Here is a 25,291-nt window from a genome sequence, read left to right on the forward strand (position 1 = left end):
TGTCGCGCTTCGTGTCTGGGCTGGCCGGGGCGGGCAGGCCTTGCGCGGCGATTGAGCCCGGAACGGATTAACGGCCGGTCATCGTCCCCGCGGAATGAGCCGCATCCTTAACACGGGCGCGCCGGGCTGGTAACCGACCCGAAACCATGTCGTGCGACGGTTGCAACCATCCCCGACACTGTCCCGCCGCGAGCAGCGGCCTCCCAACGAGCGAGCGAGCGATGATGACGGCTGTGGCATGGCGGGCGGGGCGGCTCCGAGCGGGCCGGGGGATGCGCTGATGGACCTCGCGGGCATCGGCAAGGCCGTCATCCTCGCCCTCGTCGAGGGCGCCACCGAGTTCATCCCGGTCTCCTCGACCGGCCATCAGCTCCTCGTCGGCCACTTCATCGGCTTCCAGTCCCCGAACAACACCTTCGAGGTGCTGATCCAGCTCGGCGCCATCCTGGCCATCGTGAGCGTCTATTTCCGGACCCTGCTCGACCTCGCCCTGCGGGCGCCGCGCGACCCGAAGGCCCGCCGCTTCATCCTGGCGATCCTGCTCGCCTTCCTGCCGGCGGCGATCATCGGCGGCATCTTCTCGAAGACGATCAAACTCTACCTGTTCAATCCCTGGATCGTCTGCTCGACGCTGGTGGCCGGCGGCCTCGTCCTGCTCGTCATCGACGAGACCGAGCTGGATCAGAAGTACGACGACGTCCACCAGTTCTCCCTCGGAATGGCGCTCAAGATCGGCCTGTTCCAGTGCCTCGCGATGATCCCGGGCGTGTCGCGCTCGGGCGCCACCATCGTGGGCGCGATGCTGATGGGCGCGGGCAAGCGCGCCGCGACCGAGTTCTCGTTCTACCTCGCGATGCCGACCATGGCCGGCGCCTTCGCCAAGGACCTGCTCGACAATTACAAGTACCTCTCGCGCGACGACGTCGGCCTGATCGCGATCGGCTTCGTGGTGGCGTTCCTGTCGGCTCTGTTCGTGGTGCGCAGGCTCCTCGACTACGTCTCCCGCCACGGCTTCGGGCTGTTCGCGTGGTGGCGCATCCTGGTGGGGGCGGCGGGCTTCGCGGGGCTGATCGTGTTCGGCTGAGCCGGGGCCGGGCGGCGGCTCAGGGCCGGTCCGCCGCCCCGTCGGCGCGCAGGGCCGCCTCGTGGGCGAGCCGGACCCAGCGCGCCATCGCGTCGGGATCGTCGTAGGCGTCGGCGGGGATCGACCAGTAGGGCATGCGGATCGCCTGGCCCTTGCGGCCCGCATAGCTCCACTGCGTGGCGCCGGCCGCCGCGAAGAGGGGCGCGCTCGCCGCGTCGGCCTTGAGCAGCAAGTCGCCCCGCACCTCCACGGCGACGATCCGGCCGCCGTGATAGATGCCCTTGCCGCCGAACATGCGCCGGACCGTCACCGGCCCGAGCCCCGAGAAGATCTCCTCGATCGCGGTCGCGTCCATTCCGGTCCGAATCCGTCGCAAGGTCCCGCCGGGTGCGGCAGGCCCCGCCAGGTGCTGGAGGCCCCGCCAGGTGCTGGAGGTCCCGCCAGGTGCTGGAGGTCCCGCCAGGTGCTGGAGGTCCCGGCGGCCACGCTCCGGGCGGCGCGGCCGCGAGTCAAGCCGGGGCCGCGACGCCGCGACGGGCGGGCTCGACCATTGACGGGTGGCGCCGCGATCCCGTGTGATGCAGAGGGACATCCGCCGCGAAGGACCCCGCCATGGACGATCTCACGCTCGCCGCCGCGTTCCCCCCCGCCACGGGCGAGCAGTGGCGCGCCCTCGTCGACGGCGTGCTCAAAGGCGCGGAGTACGAGAAGCGCCTCGTGCACCGCACCCGGGACGGGATCCGCGTCGAGCCCCTCTACGGCGCCGCCGCGCCGAGCCCGCAGCCCCTGCGCGGCGCCGGGGCGCCGGCGCCCTGGCGCATCGCCCAGCGGGTCGACCACCCGGACCCGGCCGAGGCCAACGCGCTGGCCCTCGCCGACCTGGAGGGCGGGGCCGACGCGCTCACCCTCGTGCTGGCCGGGGCGCGCGCCGCCCGGGGCTTCGGCCTGCCCGGCCCGGAGGCGCTGGAGCGGGCGCTCGACGGGGTCATGCTGCCGCTGATCGCCCTGCGACTCGACGCGGGCCCCGGCGCCGCGGCCGCGGCCGAGGCCCTGGTCGCGCTCGCGGCGCGGCGGGGCGACGATCTCGGGCGCCTGTCGCTGGACCTCGGCATCGATCCGATCGGGCAATTCGCCACGACGGGCGCCCTGCCCGGCCCCTGGCCGGAGGTCGCCTCCGGCCTCGCCGCCACCCTGGCGGGCCTCGACCGAAGGGGCTTCGCCGGGAGGGCGTTCCTGGCGGATGCGCGGCCCTTCCACGAGGCGGGCGCCACCGAGGCGGGAGAACTCGCCGCCGTGCTGGCGAGCGCCGTCGCGCTGCTGCGGGCCCTGGAGGCCGGCGGGCACGACCTCGAACGGGCGCGCGACGCCATCGCGGTCCTGCTCGTCGCCGACGCGGACGAGTTCCTCACCGTCGCGAAGCTTCGGGCGATGCGCCGGCTCTGGGCGCGGGTCGAGGAATCCTGCGGCCTGACCCCGAAGCCGCTCACCCTCCACGCCGAGACGGCGTGGCGCACCACCACCCGGCGCGACCCCTTCGTGAACCTCCTGCGGGCCACCGCGGCGGCCTTCTCGGCCGGGCTCGGCGGGGCCGATTCCGTCACGGTGCTGCCCTTCACGGCGGCGCTCGGCCTGCCCGACGCCTTCGCCCGCCGCTGCGCCCGCAACACGCAGGTGGTCCTCCTGGAGGAATCGAACCTCTGGCGGGTCGTCGACCCGGCCGCGGGCGCGGGCGGCTTCGAGGCGCTGACCGCCGAACTCTGCGCGCAGGCCTGGGCGCAGTTCCAGGAGATCGAGCGCGAGGGCGGCCTCGTCGAGAGCCTGGCCTCGGGCCGGCTCGGCGGCCGGCTCGCCGCGATCCGAGAGGCGCGCGGGCGCGACCTCGCCACCCGCCGCCAGCCGATCACCGGCACCAGCGAGTTCCCCCACCTCGCCGAGGCGCCGGTGGCGGTGCTGGCCCCCGCCCCCGCGGCGGCGACCCCGGCCGGCGCCCTGCCCTCGCTGCGCTTCGCCGAGCCCTTCGAGCGCCTGCGCGACGCCTCCGACGCGGCCCTGGCCGCGACGGGCCGGCGCCCGCGGGTCTTCCTGGCCAATCTCGGCCCGATCGCCGCCTTCAACACCCGGGCGACCTTCGCCCGCAACGCCTTCGAGGCGGGGGGCGTCGAGGCGCTCACCAATGACGGCTTCCCGGACCTCGCCTCCCTGGTGGCGGCCTTCCGCGCGGCCGGCACGCCGCTCGCCTGCCTGTGCTCGTCCGACGAGGTCTACGCCGCCGAGGCGGTGCCGGCCGCCCGGGCCCTGGCGGAGGCCGGCGCGCGCAGCCTCTACCTCGCCGGCCGGCCCGGCGCCCTGGAGGCGGCCCTGCGCGAGGCCGGCGTGACCCGCGACCTCTACGCCGGCTGCGACCTCCTGCGCCTCCTGGAGGAGGCGCAGGACCTCGCCCGGGCCTGACATCGGGGCTCCCCGCGCGCCGTCGCCCGCCTCGTGCGACGGCGCACCGATCCGGGGCAACCGCCGCGAAGCTCGGGCGTTTGTGGCCGGGGGCTATCCCAAGGGGAGACGAGAGTGACGACGATGCTGCGGGCCGCCCTAGCGGGCATGATCATCCTGACAGCCGCGGCGGGTCCCGCCCTGGCCGCGAAGCGCAGCGCGCCATCGGTCAAGCGCTTCGACGGGACCTGGAGCGTCGAGGTGATCACCGAGACCGGCACCTGCGACCGCGCCTACCGCTACGGCCTGATCATCCAGGACGGGCAAGCCCGCTACGCCGGGGGCTCGGACTTCACCATCACGGGCCGGGTGCAGCCGAACGGGGTCGTGCGCGGCGCGATCAGCCGGGGCGACGCGAGCGCCCAGGTGGTCGGGCGCCTCGCCAATGGCTGGGGCAACGGCACCTGGACGACCTCCGGCGGGACGCGCTGCGGCGGGCGCTGGAACGCCGAGCGCCGCGGCTGACGGTCGCTGGCGGCCCGCGCCACAGCCCTCCGGCGAACCTGCCGCAGATTCGCCCCGGACGGGGGGCAGGGTCGTCGGCTAGGACCCTCGAACCGCTTCGGCCGGCACCGGATGATGAGACCCCTCCTCCTCGGCATGCTCTGCGCGGCGACCGCCACCGCGGCGGCCGCCCGCGAGCCCCAGCACAGCAGCGTCCCGCCGCGCGAGGCGGCCGCGACGGATTGCTTCGCCGAGAGCATCGGCAACAACCCGGCGGCCCTCGCCCATGCCCGCAGCGGGCGCTGGTACGAGGCGGCCGGAGTGATCGGCTACCTCTGCCGCCCCGAGGTCGACGCCATGATGCGCGACCACGACCTGCGCCACGGGCCGGGCACCGGCGCGCGCTACTTCCGCGGCGCCTATACCCGCCACCTCGCCCAATCCCTGGAGGAGCGGCTGAAGCCGATGCTCGAGACCAAGGCCTGGGCCAATGCCGAGCCGCGGCCCGACGCCGAGCCGGCCTCCGCCAAGCCCTGATCGCGGGGCCGCTCAGCGGGTCGGCACCGGCGCCGCGCTCGTCGGCCCGATCCCCTTGGGCACCGGCACGCCGGCCGCGCCGCAATCGGCGTTGATGACGAGGCGGGGACCCGCGACCGGTCGAGCCGGCGCGCCACGATCGCCATGTGCTCGGACTGGTCGGCGACGGCGATGCCGGCGGCCCCGAACAGCACCGGGGCCCCGAGCCCGAACGCCATGACCCCGAATGCCATGACCCCGAATGCCATGACCCCGAATGCCATGACCCCGAATGCCATGACCCCGAATGCCATGACCCCGAATGCCATGACGACGTTCGCGGCGCGGCTCACCCCGACACGCCTCGGCGCCTCCGCGAGGTGTCCCCCATCACCGACCCGTGCTCCGCTCGCCGGACGTATCGGACCGGACTCTCGCTCATGCCGCGCTGACGGGCGCGGCGGGTCGGCCCGCCGGATCGTCAATGCGTCAGGGTCGGCATGGCGCTGGTCGGCCCGATCCCCTTGGGCACCGGCACGTCGGTCGCGCCGTAATCGGCGTTGATGACGAGGCGGGGCGCGCTGGAGAGGTCGATCCCGCGCGCGACGATGGCGGTGAACTCGGACTGGTCGGCCACGACCTGGTTCGTCCTCACCGTGAAGGTGCCGCGCGGCAGGTAGATCGTGCCGACGAGGCGCCGGGCGGAATCGCTCAGCACGGCGAATTGGCGCCCGGGAGGAGCGTCGCGATCCTCGAAGAACAACAGCCCGGCCATGCTCCCGGTCTTGCCCGCCGTGAGGGACACCGTGGAGCGGGGCATGAACTGCACCGGGCGCACCGCGCCGTCCTGGTCCGGCGGGACCTTGCCGGTGAAGTAGAAGCCGACATTCGTCCCCGTGAGGATCCCGGGCGGGGAATTCGTGGTGGTCGTCCTCGGACACCAGAGCGCGTGCGAGCCCGGGACGAGCTCCGGCCAGTAGCACAGCAGCGGGACGAACGGGCGCCAGCCCCGCAACCCCCACCAGCCCCACCCCGTCGAGCGGGTCTCCTGCTTCTCCGAGCCGACCACGAGCGGCCCGTCCTTGATCACGTAGGTGCCCGGCGCGAGGGTGACGCTCGCCCCCGCGTTGATCATCAGGCCGCCGCAATAGGTCCCGGGCATGAGCGTGCGCCGCTCGTCCGCGATGGCGAGGTTGGTGTAGGTGCACCCGCCGACCGGCGGCGGCTCCCGCGCCTGGAGCGGGTCGCGCATGGGCGGGCAGCCCGAGATCGGCCGCGGCCTGACGTAGCCGCCGCCCGCGTAGCCGCCCACCACGCAGGATTTCAGCGAGGTCAGCGCCGCGCCGTCGGTCATCTGGAGGCCCCGGCGATCGGCCGACATCACGTAGACGGAGCAGTTGCCGGCGTCGATCCGGGACTGATCCCTGAGGGCGAGCGCGCCGCTGGCGGCGGCGTCGAGGACGAGGACGCAGACCTTGATCGTGCCGGCCATCTCCGCCGTCGCCTCGACGGTGATGTCCGTCAGGGTCGGCGTGACGAGGCGGCTCATGATCGCGCGCTTGCGCTGCGTGAGGGTCACGGACCAGCCATTGGCCGTGCGCACGTCGCCCTCGACCGGCCCCGGGGCGAACGGGTCGTCCGACGTCTTGCGGTAGCGCGGCGCCGTCCTCACCGCCACCGGCCCGTCGCCCTCCTTCAGCGGCACGAAGCGGCGCACCTGGCTCTCGGCGATGGCCTGCATGCGCTCCAGCTGCGGGGCGGCGATCTGGATGTCCGCGACGATCGCCAGGGCGGCCGCGTCCGCCGCGTTCTGGAGGATCAGCTTCTGATTCAGCCAGATCGCGTAGTCGACCGTGATGCCGACCACCCCGAACAGCACAGGAGCGCCGAGGCCAAAGATGACCAGCACGTTGGCCGCCCCAGCGAGCCAGAAGCTCCGGGCGAGCTTCGCGAGCTTCCCGCGCACCCACGCACCCCCGTCGGAATTCGAAGCGGATTGAACCGCCTCTTCCGTTACGGAACTTCTTATGCGTGCGCCAAAACCTTCAGGTTAGAAGGCCTATGTCCAATCACAACGAAAGGTCTAATCCAAACAACCTTAGGTTATATTTTGCGCGATGTGGTCCTGACGAGGGCGAGCCCGGCAGGGGCGGGCAGGCGCCCGCGGGGGATCGGCCGGTCCTGGCGCCCTCCCCGAGCAGAACGGCTCGCGGCATCTCCGCTCGGGCCGTCGGTCCCGCGCCATCCCGGCGTCCGAGCCGGTGGTGGCCGTGTCGGCAGACCCGCGACGCGTCGGAGGCCGGCGCGACCGCGCCGATCGGCACGGCGGTCGCGCGAGGCGCCGGAGGCTCCCGTTCCCGCGCGGCGCCTCAGCTGTCCATCTTGAGCGCGGCGATGAAGGCTTCCTGGGGGATCTCGACCTTGCCGAACTGGCGCATGCGCTTCTTGCCCTCCTTCTGCTTGTCGAGGAGCTTGCGCTTGCGCGAGATGTCGCCGCCGTAGCACTTGGCGGTGACGTCCTTGGAGAGGGCCCGGATGGTCTCGCGGGCGATGATCTTGCCGCCGATCGCCGCCTGGACCGGGATCTGGAACAGGTGGCGCGGAATCAGGTCCTTGAGCTTCTCGCACATCGCGCGGCCGCGGGACTCCGCCCGGGTCCGGTGGACCAGCATCGACAGCGCGTCGACCGGTTCGGCATTCACGAGGATCGACATCTTCACGAGGTCGCCCTCGCGGTAATCCGAGATGTGGTAGTCGAACGAGGCGTAGCCCTTCGAGATCGACTTCAGGCGGTCGTAGAAGTCGAACACCACCTCGTTGAGCGGCAGATCGTACACGACCATGGCGCGCTTGCCGACGTAGTTGAGGTCGATCTGGGCGCCGCGCCGGTCCTGGCAGAGCTTGAGCACGCCGCCGAGGTAATCGTCCGGCGTGAGGATGGTGGCGCGGATCCAGGGCTCCTCGATCGTATCGATCTTCATCACGTCGGGCATGTCGGCGGGATTGTGCAGTTCCCGCATGGTGCCGTCCGCCATGTTGAGGCGGTAGACCACGCTCGGCGCGGTCGAGATCAGGTCGAGGTTGAATTCGCGCTCCAGCCGCTCCTGGATGATCTCCAGGTGCAGGAGGCCGAGGAAGCCGCAGCGGAAGCCGAAGCCGAGGGCCGCCGAGGTCTCCATCTCGTAGGAGAACGAGGCGTCGTTGAGGCGCAGCTTGCCCATGGCGGCGCGCAGGTTCTCGAACTCGGCGGCGTCGACCGGGAACAGGCCGCAGAACACCACCGGCTGGACCGGCTTGAAGCCCGGCAGGGCCTGGTCCGTCGGGCGCCGGTCCTCCGTGATCGTGTCGCCGACCCGGGTGTCGGCCACCTCCTTGATCGAGGCGGTGAGGAAGCCGACCTCGCCGGGCCCGAGCTCGGCCACGTCCTGCATCTTGGGGCGGAAGACGCCGACGCGGTCGACGCCGTAGACCGCGTCCGCCCCCATCATCCGGATGGTCATGCCCTTGCGCAGCACGCCGTCCACGATGCGCACCAGCACCACGACGCCCAGGTAGACGTCGTACCAGGAATCGACCAGGAGCGCCTTCAGCGGCGCCTCGCAGTCGCCCTTCGGCGGCGGCAGCTTGGCGACGATCGCCTCCAGCACCGCCTCGATGTTGAGGCCGGTCTTGGCCGAGATCGGCACCGCCTCGGAGGCGTCGATGCCGATCACCTCCTCGATCTGCTCCTTGACGCGGTCGGGCTCCGCCGCCGGCAGGTCGATCTTGTTGAGGACCGGGACGATCTCGTGGTTGGCGTCGATCGCCTGATACACGTTGGCGAGGGTCTGGGCCTCGACGCCCTGGCTCGCATCGACGACGAGGAGCGAGCCCTCGCAGGCCGCCAGCGAGCGCGACACCTCGTAGGTGAAGTCGACGTGGCCGGGCGTGTCCATCAGGTTCAGGACGTACTCGCGCCCGTCCTGCGCCTTGTAGTCGAGCCGCACGGTCTGGGCCTTGATGGTGATGCCGCGCTCGCGCTCGATGTCCATCGAGTCGAGCACCTGCTCGGTCATCTCGCGCGCCGAGAGCGCCCCGGTGAGCTGGATCAGCCGGTCGGCGAGGGTCGACTTGCCGTGGTCGATATGCGCGACGATCGAGAAGTTGCGGATCGTGTCGATGGGCTTGGCGGTCATCAGCAGGCGGTCTCCGGCGCCCAGGCGCGGCGAAGGGCGTGGCGCACGGCGTAAATCGGGAAGGCGGACGGGAGATAGCAGCGGGGGATGCGTGCGCCAAGACGGCGGCGGGCCGCACGCCGTCCCAGTGTCGAGCCGGCGGCGGGCCGCACGCGGTCCCCGGCATCGGGCCGGCTTCGGGCCGCCTCCCCTCAGGCGCCGAGCCGGTCCGCCACGTCCTCGGCGAGGGACAGGCTGGAGGTCAGGCCCGGACTCTCGATGCCGAACATCTGCACGAGGCCCGGCAGGCCGTGCTCGGCCGGCCCGTCGATCACGAAATCCATCGCCGGCTGGCCCGGCCCCGACAGTTTCGGGCGGATGCCCGCGTAGTCGGGGAACAGGGCGCCCTCGGGCAGGTCCGGCCAGTAGCGCCGGATCGCCGCGTAGAACAGGGCGCCGCGGGCCGGATCGACCTCGTAATCGGGCCGGTCGATCCACTCGACGTCCGGCCCGAAGCGCGTGCGCCCGGCGAGGTCGAGGGTCAGGTGGATGCCGAGCCCGCCCTCGACCGGGGCGGGGTAGATCAGCCGCGTGAAGGCCGGGCGGCCGAGGCAGCCGAAGTAGTTGCCCTTGGCGAGGACGAGGCGGGGCACCCGCGCCTCCGGGTAGCCCTCGGTGGCGCGGGCCAGCGCCTGCGCGCCGAAGCTCGTCGCGCTCACCACCGCGTCGACCCGCAGCTCGCCCGGCGCCTCGCCGCCGTAGAGCGCGACCCAGCCGCCGCCGTCGCGGATCAGCCGCTCGACGGGCGTGCGGAAGGCGAGCGCGCCGCCATGGGCCTCCAGGTCGCCCTGGAGCGCGAGCATCAGCGCGTGGCTGTCGACGATGCCGGTCTCCGGCGACAGCAGCGCCGCCACGCAGGCGAGGTTGGGTTCGAGGCGCCGCGCCTCGGCGCCGTCGATGAGCGCGAGCCCCTCGACCCCGTTCGCCAGCCCCTGGGCGTGGATCGCCGCGATCTTGGCGCGCTCGGGCTCGGTCGCCGCGACGATGAGCTTGCCGGTCCTGGCATGCGGCACGCCGTGGCTGGCGCAGAAGGCGTAGAGGCGGCGGCGGCCCTCGACGCAGTGGCGCGCCCGCAGCGACCCGGACGGGTAGTACATGCCGCCGTGGATCACCTCGGAATTGCGCGAGGACACCCCGGTGCCGATCTGGGCCTCGGCCTCCGCAACGATGACCTCGTGGCCGCGCAGGGCGAGGGCGCGTCCGCAGGCGAGCCCCACGACGCCCGCGCCGATGACGAGGACCAGCATGTCTCACATCCCCCCGCGCGGCTGTTGCGTGGCGCGGCGCCCCCCGCGAGGAGACCGCCGCGCCCCGTTCGTCACGCTCGGCGGAGCCCCGCCGGGCCCCGCCCGCCCCTCACGCCGCGATCGACATGGTCGGCTCGGCGGCGCGCACGTCGGCGTCGACGTGGGCCTCGAAGCGCTTGAAGTTGGCCTGGAACATCTCGACCAGCCGCTTGGCCGTCTCGGCGAAGGCCGCCTTGTCCGCCCAGGTCTTGACCGGGTAGAGGATGTGCGGCTCGACGCCCGGCACCGAGGTCGGCACCGCGAAGCCGAAATAGGGGTCGCGGCGGTAATCGGCCTTGGCGAGCGAGCCGTCGAGGGCGGCGGTCAGCAGCCGGCGCGTCACCCGGATCGGCATGCGCCGCCCGGTGCCCACGCCCCCGCCGGTCCAGCCCGTGTTGACGAGCCAGCAATCGACGTGGTGGCGGGCGATCAGGTCGCGCAGCAGGTTGCCGTAGACGCTCGGGTGGCGCGGCATGAAGGGCGCGCCGAAGCAGGTCGAGAAGGTCGCCTCGGGCCCCTTCAGCCCCTTCTCGGTGCCCGCCACCTTGGCGGTGTAGCCCGACAGGAAGTGGTACATCGCCTCGGCGCCGGTGAGCTTGGCGATCGGGGGCAGCACCCCGAAGGCGTCGCAGGTCAGCATGACGATGTTCTTCGGGTGCCCCGCCCGGCCCGTCGCGCTCGCGTTCGGGATAAACGGCAGCGGATAGGCGCAGCGCGTGTTCTCGGTCTTCGAGGCGTCGTCGAAATCCGGCAGCCGGGTGACCGGGTCGATGACCACGTTCTCCATCACGGTGCCGAAGCGCTCGGTCGTGGCGTAGATCTCGGGCTCGGCCTCTCGCGACAGGCGGATGGTCTTGGCGTAGCAGCCGCCCTCGAAGTTGAAGATGCCCTTCGGGCCCCAGCCGTGCTCGTCGTCGCCCAGCAGCACCCGGGCCGGGTCGTTCGACAGGGTGGTCTTGCCGGTGCCGGACAGGCCGAAGAACAGGGCCGAGTCGCCCTGCGCGCCCACGTTCGCCGAGCAGTGCATCGGCATCACGCCGGCCTTCGGCAGAATGTAGTTGAGGTAGGTGAAGACCGACTTCTTCATCTCGCCGGCATAGGACGAGCCGCCGATCAGCACGATCTTGCGGGTGAAGTCGCAGGCGATGACCGTCTCGGAGCGGACCCCGTGGCGGGCCGGGTCGGCCTTGAAGCTCGGCAGGTCGATGATGGTCAGGTCGGGCTCGTAGGCGCCGAGCGCGTCGCGCTCCGGCCGGATCAGCAGGTTGCGGATGAACAGGGAGTGCCACGCATACTCGGTGTAGACGCGCGCCCGCACCCGGTAGGCCGGCTCCGCTCCCCCGTAGAGATCCTGCGCGAAGAGGTCCTTGCCCTCCGCGTGCGCGACGAAGTCCGCGTGCAGGCGGTCGAACTGCTCGGCCGTGATCGCGCCGTTGTTGTCCCACCAGACCTGATCCTCGGTCCCGGAATCCCGGACGACGAACTTGTCCTTCGGGGACCGGCCGGTGTGGATGCCGGTCTCGGCCACCAGCGCGCCCCCCGCCGCGAGCTGGGCCTCGCCCCGCTGCAGCGCCTGTTCGTAGAGGCTCGGGGCCTCCAGGTTCCAGAAGACGCGCTTGAGGTTGCGCAGGCCGGCCCGATCCGGACCGAACGCCGCGTTGTATACGCCGATGTCGCTCACGAGTGTTCCTCCTGGCGCCGTCCGGGGCGGGGGTCCACCCGGCACGGGCCGATGCCCTCGTTCCGTCGGACGCCGCAAGGTCTGGACGTGGCGACCGCCGCACCCGGCCGGGTCCGCGCCGCTCACGCGGTGCGTGTGACCAGGTGAGGGCCGTTAGTAGGTGGCGAAACTTCGCGGTTCAATTGCCAACGCGCCGCAGCGGTGTAACAGGCCACAAGTTTTGTCATTCGCCGCCCGGGACCGCCGGCCGTTCCCGGCGGGCCTCGGCGGCCATCTCGACCAGGACCTGCCGCAGGGTTCTGGGGTCGCGAAGGCGGCGCGGGAAGGTCACGCGGGCGGTCCGGTCCGCGGCCAGGAGGTCGAGCCCCTCGGGATCGAGCCCGGTGAGGCGCCAGGGGCCGGGCTCCGCCCCCGCGAAATGCGTCGCGTAGAGGGCGAGCGCGTCGGCATGGTCGTCGTTCATGTGGGCGGCCGCCCCGGCCTCGCTCGCGGCGAGGCCCTCCATCCCGGCGAGGTCGGTGAGGAGTTCGGCCGCGCTCAGGGTCGCGGCCTTGGCGAAGCCGCCGTTCAGGTGCCCGGCCGCCGGCTCCAGCCGGAAGAAGGCGAAGTCCGGGAAGTCGGCGTAGAGCTTCGCCTTCGGGTGGCGGGCGAGGAAGCGGGCGCGCACCCGCGGGTCGTCGCTGCGGGCGGCGCGCCCGGCCACGGTGAGGCGCGGATGGGCGAGCGGGTCGCCCTTGCCGCCCGGGCTGAGCAGGAGCGAGCAGCGCGGCTCGGCCTCCAGGTTGAGCGTGTGGGCCGAGAGGCGCGAGAGCAGCATCAGGGGCGCGCCGTCGAGGTCGGTCGCCACCGTGACGAGCGATGCGAAGGGCGATCCGTCGCCGCGATCGAGCGTGGCGAGGGCCCCCGACCGGGTGCTGCGCAGCAGGTCCTTGGCGAGCCCGACCGCGTCGAACGGCGCCTGGGCGGCCGCGAAGGGGGCTGCCGGTTGTCTGTCGCTCTCCGCCATGGCGTCCAACTCCCGCGTCTCGCGCCACCCTGGCCGGGGCGGGCGCGCCCGTCCATCGCGCCTCGCGTCGCGGGTGCGGCGGGGCCGCGCGCCGCCGCCGCCCCGGGTGCTCGCTTTTTGATCGCTTTGGGCCTAAGGGTGTCGAAACCGTGGCCCGGTTGTCACTGTCCAGCGCTTTGTGGCAGACAGCCGGCGGCCCGCGTCTCAGGCCGGATCCGCACCGGCGCGAAGTCGGGTGGCGTTCAGGAGGATCCTGCGATCCTGTCGCACGACGCCATCCTCGTCCCAGGGAATGACCATGCCGACCATCGCCCTCGTCGACGACGACCGCAACATCCTCACCTCCGTGTCGATCGCGCTCGAAACCGAGGGGTACCGCATCCAGACCTACACGGACGGCGCCTCGGCCCTCGACGGGCTCAAGCACTCGCCGCCGGATCTCGCGATCTTCGACATCAAGATGCCGCGCATGGACGGGATGGAGCTGCTGCGTCGCCTGCGTCAGAAGTCGGACCTGCCGGTGATCTTCCTGACCTCGAAGGACGAGGAGATCGACGAGCTCTTCGGCCTCAAGATGGGCGCCGACGACTTCATCCGGAAGCCGTTCTCGCAGCGCCTGCTGGTCGAGCGGGTGAAGGCGGTGCTGCGCCGCTTCGCCGCCAAGGAGGCCGGCCCGGCCGCCGCCGCCCGCGAGGCCGAGGCCGCCGCCGCTCGCTCGCTGGAGCGCGGCCAGCTGATGATGGATCCCGAGCGGCACACCTGCACCTGGAAGGGCGAGCCCGTGACCCTGACGGTCACCGAGTTCCTGATCCTGCAGGCCCTGGCCCAGCGCCCGGGCGTCGTGAAGAGCCGCAACGCCCTCATGGACGCCGCCTACGACGACCAAGTCTACGTCGACGACCGCACCATCGACAGCCACATCAAGCGGCTGCGCAAGAAGTTCAAGGTGGTCGACACCAACTTCGACATGATCGAGACGCTCTACGGCGTCGGCTACCGCTTCAAGGAAGCTTGAGACCCGGCACGTGAGCAGCGGTTCCGCACTCGGCGCCATGCGGCGCCTCCTCGGGGCCGGTGCGCCCGGAACAGGCAGCGAGGCAGATCCCGACGCCGAGGCGCCGCGGGAGCCCCTCTCCCTGCGGCTGGTCGGCCGCTGGATCGCCCAGCGCGCCTCCTCCAGCCTGACCCGGCGCATCGTCGTGCTCAACCTCGCGGGGCTGATCGCCCTGCTGGTCGGCTTCCTCTACCTCAACCAGTTCCGCCAGGGCCTGATCGAGGCGCGGGTGAAGAGCCTGCTGACCCAGGGCGACATCATCGCGGGGGCGATCGCGGCCTCCGCCACGGTCGACACGGACGCGATCAGCATCGACCCCGACCGCCTGCTGCAGCTCCAAGCGGGCGATCCGGGCGCCGGGGCGGAGGAGCCGGTCTCGGCCCTCGAATTCTCCCTCAACCCGGAGCGGGTGGCGCCGCTGCTGCGCCGGCTGATCACCCCGACCGGCACCCGCGCGCGGGTCTACGACCGCGACGGGTCGAACCTGATCGATTCGCGCGCCCTCTACGTGCGGGGCGACCTCGCCCGGGGCGAGGTGCCGGTGCGCAAGGAGCGCCCGAGCCTGATGGAGCGGGCCTGGGACGGCCTGCGCCAGCACCTGCCCTTCCCGCACCGCGAGCCGGGGCCGGAGGATACCGGGCCCTCGGACGGGCGCAGCCTGCCCGAGGTGCAGCGGGCGCTGGCCGGGAGCCGGGGCACGCTGGTGCGCCGCAACGCCCACGGCGAGACCATCGTGTCGGTCGCGGTGCCGATCATGCGCGCCCGCACGGTGCGCGGCGCCCTGCTGCTCTCGACCCAGGAGGGCGACATCGACAAGATCATCGCCTCCGAGCGCTTCGCCCTGCTGCAGGTGTTCCTGATCGCGGCGCTCGTGATGGTGGTGCTCTCGCTCCTGGTCGCCGGCCAGATCGTCGGGCCGGTGAGCCGCCTGTCGGAGGCGGCCGAGCGGGTGCGGCTCGGGATCAGGTCGCGCCAGGAGATCCCCGACTTCACGACCCGCTCGGACGAGATCGGCCACCTCTCCCGGGCCCTGCGCGACATGACCCAGGCGCTCTACCGCCGCCTGGACGCGATCGAGAACTTCGCGGCCGACGTCTCGCACGAGCTCAAGAACCCGCTCACCTCCCTGCGCAGCGCCGTCGAGACGCTGCCGCTGGCCAAGACCGACGAGTCGCGCGGGCGGCTGATGCAGATCATCCAGCACGACGTGAAGCGCCTCGACCGGCTGATCAGCGACATCTCGGACGCCTCGCGCCTCGACGCGGAGCTCGCCCGGGCCGAGGCCGCGCGGGTCGACCTGAAGAAGCTCCTCACCACCGTGACCTCGGTGGCCAACGAGCGGCGCCGGCCGCGGGACGCCGCCATCACCTTCACGGTGGAGGCGCCGCCGGCCGGCATCGAGGACCCCTTCGCGATCATCGGGCACGACAGCCGGCTCGGCCAGGTGGTGAACAACCTGCTCGACAATGCCCGCTCCTTCTCGCCCAAGGGCGCGACCGTGCGGGTGAACCTGCGCCGCCTGCGCAACACGATCGAGCTCACGGTGGAGGATGACGGGCCGGGCATCCCGCCCCACGCCCTCGAGCGCATCTTCGAGCGCTTCTACACCGACCGGCCCGAGCAGGGCTTCGGCCAGAATTCCGGCCTCGGCCTGTCGATCTCGCGCCAGATCGTGCAGGCCCATCGCGGCACGATCCGGGCCGAGAACCGGCTCGGGCCGCCGGGCGAGGACGGCGAGCCCTGCCTGCTCGGCGCCCGCTTCGTGGTGCGCATCCCGGGGCTGCACCGCTGAGCGCCGGGCCGGTCACGCTCCACGCCACCTGCGTGGTGCTCGGCGAATCGGGCGTGCTGATTCGGGGGCCGGCCGGGAGCGGCAAAACGACCCTGGCGCGCGACCTCCTGGCGGGCGGTTCCCAGTGCGGCCTGCACGCCGCCCTGGTGGGCGACGACAGGGTGATCGTGGAGGCCTGCCACGGCCGCCTGGTGGCGCGGCCGCACCCGGCCCTGGCGGGGCTCGTCGAGATCCGCGGCGTGGGCCTTCAAACCCTTGAGAACACGCTGCCTTCGGCGGTTGTGCGGCTCGTCCTGGACCTCGCCGAGACGGCCCCGCGGATGCCCGAGGCGGGGGCGGAGAAAACGACTCTCCTGGGGGTCTCCCTCCCCCGCATGATCCTTCCCCGGGACCCCTCCCGGACGAGCACCGTGTTGTGGCGCTGGCGCCGCCCTCGTGGCATCATGATGACGGAGTGATGCGGATTCCGCCTCGTTGCTCTTGCGCTCGCCCTTGCGCTGCACAAAATGGCGGCTCGGCTCTGTATGGGGCGTCGGAACTCGTGTCGATGATTGGAATGGTGCTCGTCACCCACGGTTTGCTCGCGACGGAGTTCAAGGCCGCGCTGGAGCATGTCGTGGGTCCGCAGGAGCAGCTCGAAACCATCACGATCGGCCCCGAGGACGACATGGAGGTCCGGCGCAAGGACATCATGTCGGCGGTCTGCCGGGTGAACACGGGCGAGGGCGTGGTGGTCCTCACCGACATGTTCGGGGGTACGCCGTCGAACCTCGCGCTCTCGTGCATGAACGGCGGCTCGGTGGAGGTGGTGGCCGGCATCAATCTGCCGATGCTGATCAAGCTCGCGAGCGTCCGCGACGAGGAGAGCCTCGGCGAGGCCGTCCTGCACGCGCAGGAGGCGGGCCGCAAATACATCAACGTGGCCTCCCGGGTCCTCGCCGGGAAATAGCGCTCGCCCTCCCCGTTTTCGCCACGACGAGAGCCGGACGGCCGCCGACGCCATCGCAACCGGCTCCAGCAGGATCCGATCTCCGATGAACGACGACGATGCGGGTGGATGGGACGCTCCGGCGGTGCCTGAGGGCGCGACGGCGCGGGAATTGCCGATCATCAACCGCCGCGGCCTCCATGCCCGCGCCTCCGCCAAGTTCGTCCAGGCGGTGGAGCGCTTCGAATCCGAGGTGACGGTGACGCGCGCCGGCGAGACGGTGGGCGGGCGCTCGATCATGGGCCTCCTGACCCTCGGGGCCGCGCAGGGAACCAGCATCTTCGTGACCGCTCTCGGCCCCGACCAGGATGCCTGCCTGGAGGCGATCGCGGCGCTCCTGGCCAACCGGTTCGGAGAGGACGAGTAGGGGCGGGGCCGTCGCGCCGCGCGCCCGTCGTCCTCCCCGCGGTGCGCGCGGCGCGACGGCCCGCGCTCCTCTGCGCGCCCCGCTCCCTCAGGCCGAGCGGCGCTCCCCGTCCGCCGCGCGCCGGGCCGGCGCGACGCTCACCGCGGCGTCGAGCAGCATCACGCCCGGCCGCTCGCGCGCCGGCGCGAGCGCGCAGCCGGCCTCGCGCCAGATCCGGTCCTGCCCGGCCGGGCCGAGCCGGATCGCGGCCGCCACCACGGCGCCGTCCCGCCGCACGAGGTCGACCCCGCAGGCGCGGCGCTGGGCGAAGCGCCGGGTGACGACCCGCAGGGCCGTCGCCGCGTCCGCGTCGTGCAGGAGGTTGGGGCCGGGCCGCGCCCCCTCCAGCACCAGGAAATGCTCGACCGCGTCGCGCAGCTGACGGGGCGCGCGCACCCGCTCGAGCGAGGTGCGCCCCCGCGGCAGGGTCGGCAGCGGTTCGGCCGCCGGGCCGGGGGCCGGCCGGGAGGCGACCGTCAGGGGGCGACCGCTCGCGGCGGCGACCTCCCGCAGCGCCGCGATCAGGCGGCCGGCCGGGAGCAGCCCGGGCAGGCGCAGGGTGCCGACGCGCGAGCCCGCCCCCGCGAGGTGGTCGAGGGCCGCGCGCAGGATTGCGGCGGTCTCGCGGGCGTCCACGACCGGCGCCGCCCCCTCGGCGAGCGGCAGGACCCAGAGCTGCGCCGTCCGGCCCGGGCGCAGCCCCGCCGGCAGCTGCAGCGGCAGCACGCCGCGCAGGACGGGCATTCCGTCCCCGTGTTGCCAGACGAGGAGCAGGGCGAGGCGGCGCCCCTCCGCGAGGTGCTGGGCCAGCGTGAGCACGAAGTCGGGGTCGCCGGCGAAGCCCGGCGACAGGGCCCGGGGCAGGAGCGCCCGCCAGGCGGCGATCTCGGCCTCGCGCAGGCTCGCCGGGTGCCGCAATTCGGCGCTCCAGCGCCCCTCCTCCCGGATTCCGCCCTGGATCACCGAGAAGGGTGTCGTCGTCATGCCTGCCCCCCTTTGGCCCGACCGCTCCGGATCGGGTGGCCCGATCGTCCCGGATCGGGACGGATCCGCGGCCGAGGCGGCCGCGCCCGGTTTACCGATCAAGAACCATTCCGGGCGGGGGCGCCCTCAGCCGCCCGGGATCGCCAGGGGGTTGGCCGTGAGGGCGGCGGCGTCCGGCGCGTCCGGGGCCGGGCGGCCGAGGAAGGCGTCCCACAGGCGGCGCACGAAGGCCGGGTCGCCGTCGCGCAGGATCAGGACGAGCCGCGAGGTGCGGTCCGGCCCCGGCCACGCGTCGAGGGTGGCCGGGGCGTGGACGACGTGCTGCACCCCGTGCACCACGACGGGGCGGCCGGGATCCTCGGCGAGGCCGACGAGCCCCTTGAGGCGCAGGAGCTTGGCCCCCTGGCCGGAGCGCAGGAGGTCCAGGAACATCTCGAAGGCCGCCCGCGGCACCGGCTCCGGGCTGACCAGGCTGAAGGCCCGGATCGCGGCGTCGTGCCGGTTCAGGTCGTGGTGGTGGTGGCCGTGATGCTGGGCGTGGTGGTGGCGCGCCTCCGCGGCCGCGACCGCCTCGGCGCCGAGCCAGGCCGCGACGTCCGCGATCTTGCCGTCCGTGCCGAACAGGCCGCCGAGCAGCGCCTCGGCCGGCGCGTCGGGCCCGAGCACCGGGGCGGCCGGGTTGAGGGCGGCGAGGCGCGCCCGCAGCGCCGCCGCCTCCCCGCCCGGGAGATCCGTCTTGGTCAGGACGAGGCGGTCGGCCACGGCGGCCTGGCGCAGGGCCTCGGGATGCGCGTCGAGCGTGCCCGCGCCGTTGACCGCGTCCACGACCGTGACGACGGCCTGGAGGGCGAAGCGCAGGGCCAGGTAGGGGTGGTAGAGGAGCCCGTGCAGGATCGGCGCCGGGTCGGCGAGACCGGTCGTCTCGATGATCACGCGCCGGAAGGGCTGGATGCGCCCGTTGTCGCGCTTGCGCAGCAGGTCCTCCAGCGTGGCGATGAGGTCGCCCCGCACGCTGCAGCACAGGCAGCCGGCGCCGAGCAGGATCATGCCCTCGTCGACGGTCTCGATCAGCAGGTGGTCGAGCCCGACCTCGCCGAACTCGTTGACGATGACGACCGTGTCGGCCAGGGCCGGGTCGCGCAGCAGCCGGTTCAGCAGCGTCGTCTTGCCGGCGCCGAGGAAGCCGGTGAGGACCGTGAGCGGGATCGGGGCCGGCCGGCGGGATGGATCGGGCATCGGGAGGGACTCGAAGGGGGACACCGCCCTTCTCCCCCACGGGGCCCGGGAATCCAACCCCTCCGCGGGCGTTGCCGGCCCCCGGGTCCCGCGGCCTCGCGGGGCTCAGGCCGCGATCAGGCCCCCCATCGCAGCCACCCGGGCGAGGTGGTGGTCGGCATCCCCGAACAGGGTGTCGATCATCGTCACGCGCTTGAAGAAGTGGCCGACGCTGTACTCCATGGTGACGCCGACGCCGCCGTGGAGCTGCACCGCGCCCTGGCCGACGATGCGGCCCGAGCGGCCGATCTGCACCTTGGCGCCCGAGAGCGCCCGCGCGCGCTCCGCCGCATCCTCCTCCCCGGCCATCATGGTGGCCAGGAAGGCCATCGAGCGGGCCTGTTCGAGGGCGATGAACATGTCGGCCGCCCGGTGCTGCAGCACCTGGAATGACCCGATCGGCGTGCCGAACTGCTTGCGGGTCTTGAGGTACTCGACGGTGAGGGCGTGCATCCGGTCCATGGCGCCGACCGCCTCGGCGCAGAGCGCCGCGATCGCCTCCTCGACCACCCGCTCGATCGCCGGCAGCGCGTCCTCCGGCGCGCCCAGCACCGCCTCCGGCCCGACCTTGACCGAGGAGAGCGAGATCTCGGCCGCCCGCTGCCCGTCCTGGGTCGGGTAGCCGCGGCGGGAGACGCCCTCCGCCCTGGCATCGACCAGGAACAGCCCGATCCCGCCCCGGTCGCGCCGGGAGCCGGCGGTGCGGGCCGAGACGATCAGCCGGTCGGCGCTGTCGCCGTGCAGCACCAGGGACTTGTCGCCCTCCAGGACGTAGCCCGCCCCGTCCCGGCGCGCGCTCAGGCCGACGTCGTGGAGGTCGTAGCGCGCCTGCCGCTCGTGATGCGCGAAAGCGTAGCGGGTTTCGCCGCCGATCAGGCCCGGAAGCCACTCGGCCCGCTGCGCCGCCGAGGCCGCGCGGCGCATCAGCCCGCCCGCCAGGACCACGGTGGCGAGGTAGGGTTCGAGGACCAGGGCGCGGCCGAAGGCCTCCATGACGATCATGGTCTCGACCGGCCCGCCGCCGATGCCCCCGTCCTCCTCCGCGAAGGGCACGGCGAGCAGGCCCTGCTCCGCGTAGGACCGCCACATCTCGGGCGAGAACCCCTCCGGGTGGCGGCCGTGGCGCGTGCGGGCCTCGAAATCGTAGCGGTCGGCGAGGAGCCGCTCGACGCTGTCCTTGAGGAGGCTCTGCTCCTCGCTGAGATCGAAATCCATCGACGTCTCTTCCCCGAATTCCAGGCCGCGCGGGCCCGCGAGAGCATTTCCTGACGAAGTGGATGCCGGTTCGTCGAAGAAAACGCGGCAAAACCAAGGACCTGGACCAGCGCCCGATCGCGGCGCGATCGGGCGCCGATCTAGAGGCCCAGGATCGCCTTGGCGATGATGTTCTTCTGGATCTCGTTCGAACCGCCGTAGATCGAGATCTTGCGCCAGTTGAAGTAGGTCGGCGCGGCCGGGCCCGCGTAGTCGGGGCCGATCGGCGGCTCGTTGTGGCCCTGGTCCTCGTCCTCGGGCAGGTACGGCAGGGCGTAGGGGCCGACCACGTCGAGGAGGAGTTCCGTGGTGGCCTGCTGGATCTCCGAGCCCTTGATCTTGAGGATCGAGGAGGCCGGGTCGGGCTTGCCCTTCTCGCGGGTGCGCTCGGCGGCCACGACCCGCAGCTGCGTCATCTCCAGGGCCTTGAGCTCGATCTCGAGGGCCGCCAGCTTCTCGCGGAAGCGCGGATCCTCGATCAGCGGCGCGTCGCCGACCCGCTCCAGGGCCGCCAGTTCCCTGAGGCGCCGGATGCGCTGCTTGGAGACGCCGACCCGCGCTATGTTGGTGCGCTCGTTGCCGAGCAGGAACTTGGCGTAGTCCCAGCCCCTGTTCTCCTGGCCGACCCGGTTCTCGACCGGCACCCGCACGTCGTCGAAGAAGACCTCGTTGACCTCGCGGCCGCCGTCGAGGGTCTGGATCGGCCGCACGGTGATGCCGGGCGTGCGCATGTCGATGAGCAGGAAGGTGATGCCCTCCTGCTTCTTCGCGGCCGTGTCGGTGCGCACCAGGCAGAAGATCCAGTCGGCGTGCTGGGCCAGCGTGGTCCAGGTCTTCTGGCCATTGACCACGTAGTGGTCGCCGTCCCGCACGGCCCGGGTCTTGAGCGAGGCGAGGTCCGAGCCGGCGCCGGGTTCCGAGAAACCCTGGCACCACCAATCGTCGAGGTTGGCGATGCGGGGCAGGAAGTGGCGCTTCTGCGCCTCGGAGCCGAACTGCGCGATCACCGGCCCGACCATGTAGACGCCGAATTGCAGCGGCGAGGGGGCCGGGAAGCTCTGCAGCTCGTCGAGGAAGATGTACTGGCGCACCGGGTCCCATCCGGTGCCGCCCCACTCGACCGGCCAGTTCGGCACCGCCCAGCCCTTGGCGTTGAGGATGCGCTGCCAGGTGACGATGTCCTGCTTCGAGGGATGGTGCCCGTCGATCAGCTTCTGGCGGATCTCGGCGGGCAGGTTCTCCTCGAAGAAGCGGCGGACCTCCTGGCGGAAGGCCCGCTCCTCGGGCGTGAAACGAAGGTCCATGTCAGCCTCCCGATCGTGTGGTTGCCGGGCTTGCCGCCCGGCTGGCCGGGCCGCGGGGGCCGCCCGTCAGAGATCCCGGAACCCCTTCCCCTCGGCGGCGAGCCGCTCCAGCAGGGGCGAGGGCGCGAAGGCGTCGCCGTACTCCGCCTGGTAGGCGCGCAGGCGCTCCAGCACCGTCGGCAGGCCGATGCCGTCCGCCCAGAACATCGGGCCGCCGCGATAGACCGGCCAGCCGTAGCCGTTGATCCAGACGATATCGATGTCGGAGGCGCGGATCGCCTTGCCCTCGTCGAGGATCTTCGCGCCCTCGTTGACCATCGGGTAGAGGCAGCGCTCCAGGATCTCCTGGTCGGAGGCGGGCTTGCGCGCCACGCCCTGCCGGGCCGCGACCCTGGCGATGATCTCCTCGGTGACCGGCGACGGCGAGGCCTTGCGCTTGGCGTCGTAGTCGTAGAAGCCCGCCCCGGTCTTCTGCCCGCGCCGGTCGATCTCGCAGAGGAGGTCGCGCACGCTCTCCGAGCGGTTGGTCTCCCGGCTCCAGCCGATGTCGAGGCCCGCGAGGTCGCTCATCGCGAAGGGGCCCATCGGCAGGCCGAACTCGTAGATCACCCGGTCCACGTCCCAGGGCGTGACGCCCTCCAGGATCAGCCGGTTCGCCTCGCGCTGGCGCTCGGCCAGCATGCGGTTGCCGACGAAGCCGTGGCAGACGCCGACCAGCACGGCGATCTTGCCGACCTTGCGGCCGACCTGCATCGCGGTGGCGATCACGTCCTTGGCCGTCCTCGCCCCGCGCACCACTTCGAGCAGCCGCATGACGTTGGCGGGCGAGAAGAAGTGCATGCCGATCACGTCGGCGGGGCGGCCCGTCACCGAGGCGATCTCGTCGATGTCGAGGTAGGAGGTGTTCGAGGCCAGGATCGCGCCCGGCTTGGCGACGCGGTCGAGCTTGGAGAAGATCTCCTTCTTGATGCCCATGTCCTCGAACACGGCCTCGATGATGAGGTCGCAGTCCTTCAGATCCTCGATCGCCAGCGTGTCGGCGAGGAGGCCCATGCGGGTCTGGACGTCCTCGGGCCGCAGGCGGCCCTTCCTGGCGGTGTTCTCGTAATTGCTGCGGATCACCGCGAGGCCGCGGTCGAGGGCCTCGCGCCTGGCCTCCACGATGGTCACCGGGATGCCGGCATTGAGGAAGTTCATCGCGATGCCGCCGCCCATGGTGCCGGCACCGATCACCCCGACCCGGGCGATCGGGCGGGTCGGGGTGTCCTCGGGCACGTCCGGGATCTTGGCGGTCTGGCGCTCGGCGAAGAAGACGTAGCGCTGCGCGGCGGATTGGCTCCCGGAGACGAGCTTCAGGAACTGCTCGCGCTCGAAGGCGAGGCCCTGCGGGAAGGGCAGGCGGCAGGCGGCCTCGACGCAGGCGATGCAGGCCTCCGGCGCCTCGAAGCCGCGCATCCTGCGGGCATTCTCCTTCCGGAAGGCGTCGAACAGGCCGGGCGCGTCGCGGCCCTCGGCGAGGCGCTCGTCGCGGTCGCGGATCTTGGTGAGCGGCCGCCCCTCGGCGACGACGCGCTGCGCGAAGGCGACCGCGTGGGCGCGCAGGCCCTCCTCGGGGGCGAGCTCGTCGATCAGCCCCATCGCGGCGGCCTGCCCGGCGCCGAGCGGGGCGCCGCCGACGATCACCTCGAGCGCCTTGCGGGGCCCGACGATGCGCGGCAGGCGCTGCGTGCCGCCCGCGCCCGGCAGGATGCCGAGCTTGACCTCCGGCAGCCCGACCTTCGCGGAGGGCACCGCCACCCGGTAGTGGCAGGCGAGCGCCGTCTCGAGCCCGCCGCCGAGGGCGTTGCCGTGGATCGCCGCGACGACCGGCTTCGTCGCGGCCTCGATCCGGTCGAGGAGGTCCGGCAGGGAGATGCCGCGCGGCGGCGTGCCGAACTCGGTGATGTCGGCCCCCGCGGAGAACATCCGCCCGCCGCCGATCAGCACGATCGCCGTCACGGCGGTATCGGCCTCGGCGCGGGCCAGAGCCGCCGCGATGCCCTCGCGCAACGCCGTCCCGAGCGCGTTCACGGGTCCCGATTGCAGCGTCAGGACCGCGACCGCGCCCTCGCGGCTCTCGGAGACGGGGGTGGCTTCAGTCATCGCGAATTGTCCTCCGAGCGCATTGCGACCGCGTCGAACCGGTCCGCCGGCGCGGGGCGCCGTGCCGACCTCGCCCGACGGGCCTCGTTCCGAACGCCTCAATAGATCTCGAACAGGCCGGCCGCCCCCATGCCGCCGCCGACGCACATCGTCACCACCCCGTACTTGGCGCCGCGGCGGCGGCCTTCCAGCAGGATGTGCCCGGTCATCCGGGCGCCCGACATGCCGTAGGGGTGGCCGATGCTGATGGCACCGCCGTTCACGTTCAGCCGCTCGTCCGGGATGCCGAGCCGGTCGCGGCAGTAGAGCACCTGGCAGGCGAAGGCCTCGTTCAGCTCCCAGAGGTCGATGTCCTCGACCGAGAGGCCGTGCTGGCGCAGCAGCTTGGGCACCGCGAAGACCGGGCCGATGCCCATCTCGTCGGGGTTACAGCCCGCCACCGCCATGCCCCGGTAGGCCCCGAGCGGCTGCAGGCCCCGCCGCTCGGCCTCGCGGGCCTCCATCAGGACGCTCGCCGAGGCGCCGTCCGAGAGCTGGCTCGCATTGCCGGCGGTGACGAAGCGCCCCTCCTTCACCCGCTGGCCATCCTTGAACACGGGCTTGAGGGCGGCGAGGTCCTCCGGACGCGTCTGCGGCCGGTTGCCCTCGTCCTGGGCCAGGGTGACCTCCCGCGAGGCGGTCTCGCCGGTCGCCTTGTCGGTGACGGTCATGCGGGTGGCGAGCGGCACGATCTCGTCGGCGAAGCGTCCGGCCGCCTGGGCCTCGGCGGTCCGCCTCTGGGATTGCAGGGCGTAGGCGTCCTGCGCCGCGCGGTCGATCCCGTAGCGCTCCGCCACGGTCTCGGCCGTCTCGATCATTGTCATGTAGAGCGCCGGCACCCGCTCCACGAGCCAGGGGTCGGTCCCCCGGAAGCGGTTGATCCGGTCGTTCTGCACGAGCGAGATCGATTCGAGGCCGCCGCCCACCGCGACGTCGACCCCGTCCGCCACGATCTCCTTGGCGGCGGTGGCGATCGCCATCAGGCCCGAGGCGCATTGCCGGTCCAGGCTCATGCCGGCGACGCTCGCGGGCAGGCCCGCCCGCAGGGCCGCCTGCCGGGCGATGTTGGACCCCGTGGAGCCCTGCTGGAGCGCCGCCCCCATCACCACGTCGCCGACCTCGGCCGGGTCGATGCCGGCCCGCGCCACCGCGGCGGCGATCGCGTGGCCGCCGAGCGCCTGAGCCTGGGTGTCGTTGAAGGCGCCCCGGTAGGCCTTGCCGATGGGCGTGCGCGCGGTCGCGACGATGACGGCTTCCCGCATCTCCAGTTTCCTCCTCGGGCCGGCTTCCGCAGAGGCGGCGGGCCGGGCGCCCTGGCTGTTATCGGGGAATGGG

The 25,291-nt window shown here is 72.6% G+C and carries 21 protein-coding genes; 9 read left to right on the forward strand and 12 right to left on the reverse strand.

All coding sequences use genetic code 11. The features are described 5' to 3' along the window. The first annotated feature begins 280 nt into the window (after window positions 1-280). The gene (locus QA634_RS01090) at window positions 281-1,084 is read left to right on the forward strand and encodes an undecaprenyl-diphosphate phosphatase (protein WP_012330206.1); all 804 of its coding nucleotides are present in this window, start codon (window positions 281-283) and stop codon (window positions 1,082-1,084) included. 19 nt (window positions 1,085-1,103) lie between these two features. Here QA634_RS01090 and QA634_RS01095 read toward each other — a convergent pair whose 3' ends face one another. Continuing rightward, window positions 1,104-1,439 carry a TfoX/Sxy family protein gene (locus QA634_RS01095; RefSeq protein ID WP_012330207.1) on the reverse strand — a complete coding sequence of 112 codons (336 nt, stop codon included), beginning with the start codon at window positions 1,437-1,439 and terminating at the stop codon, window positions 1,104-1,106. A gap of 257 nt (window positions 1,440-1,696) precedes the next feature. Here QA634_RS01095 and QA634_RS01100 point away from each other — a divergent pair, with 257 nt between their 5' ends. From QA634_RS01100 to QA634_RS01110, 3 genes are all read left to right on the forward strand, one after another. Next, window positions 1,697-3,532: a methylmalonyl-CoA mutase subunit beta gene (locus QA634_RS01100; protein WP_012330208.1), complete on the forward strand. Its 1,836-nt coding sequence runs from the start codon at window positions 1,697-1,699 to the stop codon at window positions 3,530-3,532. Between the two features lie 123 nt (window positions 3,533-3,655). Further along, entirely contained in the window at window positions 3,656-4,036 is a 381-nt protein-coding gene (locus QA634_RS01105) for a hypothetical protein (protein ID WP_012330209.1), read from the forward strand. A gap of 114 nt (window positions 4,037-4,150) precedes the next feature. Then, on the forward strand, window positions 4,151-4,552 hold the full coding sequence (locus tag QA634_RS01110) for a hypothetical protein (protein ID WP_018262925.1): 402 nt from the start codon (window positions 4,151-4,153) through the stop codon (window positions 4,550-4,552). A 460-nt stretch (window positions 4,553-5,012) separates the two neighbouring features. Here QA634_RS01110 and QA634_RS01115 read toward each other — a convergent pair whose 3' ends face one another. The 5 genes from QA634_RS01115 to QA634_RS01135 all read right to left on the reverse strand — a co-directional run bounded on the left by QA634_RS01115 (window position 5,013) and on the right by QA634_RS01135 (window position 12,718). Then, complete coding sequence (locus tag QA634_RS01115; RefSeq protein ID WP_012330211.1) at window positions 5,013-6,497, reverse strand: TadE/TadG family type IV pilus assembly protein; 1,485 nt, start codon at window positions 6,495-6,497, stop codon at window positions 5,013-5,015. Window positions 6,498-6,900: 403 nt separating this feature from the next. After that, complete coding sequence (lepA, locus tag QA634_RS01120) at window positions 6,901-8,706, reverse strand: translation elongation factor 4 (protein WP_012330212.1); 1,806 nt, start codon at window positions 8,704-8,706, stop codon at window positions 6,901-6,903. A gap of 191 nt (window positions 8,707-8,897) precedes the next feature. Then, window positions 8,898-9,992, reverse strand: a complete 1,095-nt coding sequence (locus tag QA634_RS01125; RefSeq protein ID WP_012330213.1) for an NAD(P)/FAD-dependent oxidoreductase — start codon at window positions 9,990-9,992, stop codon at window positions 8,898-8,900. Between the two features lie 109 nt (window positions 9,993-10,101). Continuing rightward, window positions 10,102-11,712: a phosphoenolpyruvate carboxykinase gene (locus QA634_RS01130; RefSeq protein WP_012330214.1), complete on the reverse strand. Its 1,611-nt coding sequence runs from the start codon at window positions 11,710-11,712 to the stop codon at window positions 10,102-10,104. A gap of 223 nt (window positions 11,713-11,935) precedes the next feature. Then, a complete protein-coding gene (locus QA634_RS01135) occupies window positions 11,936-12,718 on the reverse strand; it encodes a HugZ family pyridoxamine 5'-phosphate oxidase (protein ID WP_012330215.1) in 783 nt (260 codons plus the stop codon). A 298-nt stretch (window positions 12,719-13,016) separates the two neighbouring features. Between QA634_RS01135 and QA634_RS01140 the strand changes: the two genes are divergently transcribed. The 5 genes from QA634_RS01140 (at window position 13,017) to QA634_RS01160 (ending at window position 16,919) form a co-directional block, all read left to right on the forward strand. Continuing rightward, entirely contained in the window at window positions 13,017-13,733 is a 717-nt protein-coding gene (locus QA634_RS01140; protein ID WP_012330216.1) for a response regulator transcription factor, read from the forward strand. A 37-nt stretch (window positions 13,734-13,770) separates the two neighbouring features. After that, complete coding sequence (locus QA634_RS01145; protein WP_012330217.1) at window positions 13,771-15,564, forward strand: sensor histidine kinase; 1,794 nt, start codon at window positions 13,771-13,773, stop codon at window positions 15,562-15,564. 53 nt (window positions 15,565-15,617) lie between these two features. Then, the gene (locus tag QA634_RS01150) at window positions 15,618-16,022 is read left to right on the forward strand and encodes an HPr kinase/phosphorylase (protein WP_236728816.1); all 405 of its coding nucleotides are present in this window, start codon (window positions 15,618-15,620) and stop codon (window positions 16,020-16,022) included. 89 nt (window positions 16,023-16,111) lie between these two features. Then, window positions 16,112-16,513, forward strand: coding sequence for a PTS sugar transporter subunit IIA (locus QA634_RS01155; protein WP_012330218.1), 402 nt, complete (start codon window positions 16,112-16,114; stop codon window positions 16,511-16,513). A gap of 85 nt (window positions 16,514-16,598) precedes the next feature. Beyond that, on the forward strand, window positions 16,599-16,919 hold the full coding sequence (locus QA634_RS01160) for an HPr family phosphocarrier protein (protein ID WP_012330219.1): 321 nt from the start codon (window positions 16,599-16,601) through the stop codon (window positions 16,917-16,919). Between the two features lie 87 nt (window positions 16,920-17,006). Here the strand turns inward: QA634_RS01160 and QA634_RS01165 are convergent, their stop codons facing one another. From QA634_RS01165 to QA634_RS01190, 6 genes are all read right to left on the reverse strand, one after another. Continuing rightward, on the reverse strand, window positions 17,007-17,942 hold the full coding sequence (locus tag QA634_RS01165) for a hypothetical protein (protein ID WP_012330220.1): 936 nt from the start codon (window positions 17,940-17,942) through the stop codon (window positions 17,007-17,009). Window positions 17,943-18,068: 126 nt separating this feature from the next. Continuing rightward, window positions 18,069-19,178: a CobW family GTP-binding protein gene (locus QA634_RS01170; RefSeq protein WP_043701974.1), complete on the reverse strand. Its 1,110-nt coding sequence runs from the start codon at window positions 19,176-19,178 to the stop codon at window positions 18,069-18,071. A gap of 105 nt (window positions 19,179-19,283) precedes the next feature. Beyond that, window positions 19,284-20,432: an acyl-CoA dehydrogenase family protein gene (locus QA634_RS01175; protein ID WP_012330222.1), complete on the reverse strand. Its 1,149-nt coding sequence runs from the start codon at window positions 20,430-20,432 to the stop codon at window positions 19,284-19,286. Between the two features lie 140 nt (window positions 20,433-20,572). Next, complete coding sequence (pimC, locus tag QA634_RS01180) at window positions 20,573-21,775, reverse strand: pimeloyl-CoA dehydrogenase large subunit (protein ID WP_012330223.1); 1,203 nt, start codon at window positions 21,773-21,775, stop codon at window positions 20,573-20,575. A 66-nt stretch (window positions 21,776-21,841) separates the two neighbouring features. Then, a complete protein-coding gene (locus QA634_RS01185) occupies window positions 21,842-23,917 on the reverse strand; it encodes a 3-hydroxyacyl-CoA dehydrogenase NAD-binding domain-containing protein (protein WP_012330224.1) in 2,076 nt (691 codons plus the stop codon). Window positions 23,918-24,015: 98 nt separating this feature from the next. After that, complete coding sequence (locus QA634_RS01190) at window positions 24,016-25,218, reverse strand: acetyl-CoA C-acyltransferase (RefSeq protein ID WP_012330225.1); 1,203 nt, start codon at window positions 25,216-25,218, stop codon at window positions 24,016-24,018. Window positions 25,219-25,291 lie beyond the last annotated feature (73 nt).

This window comes from Methylobacterium sp. CB376 (genome assembly GCF_029714205.1).
GTDB lineage: Bacteria > Pseudomonadota > Alphaproteobacteria > Rhizobiales > Beijerinckiaceae > Methylobacterium.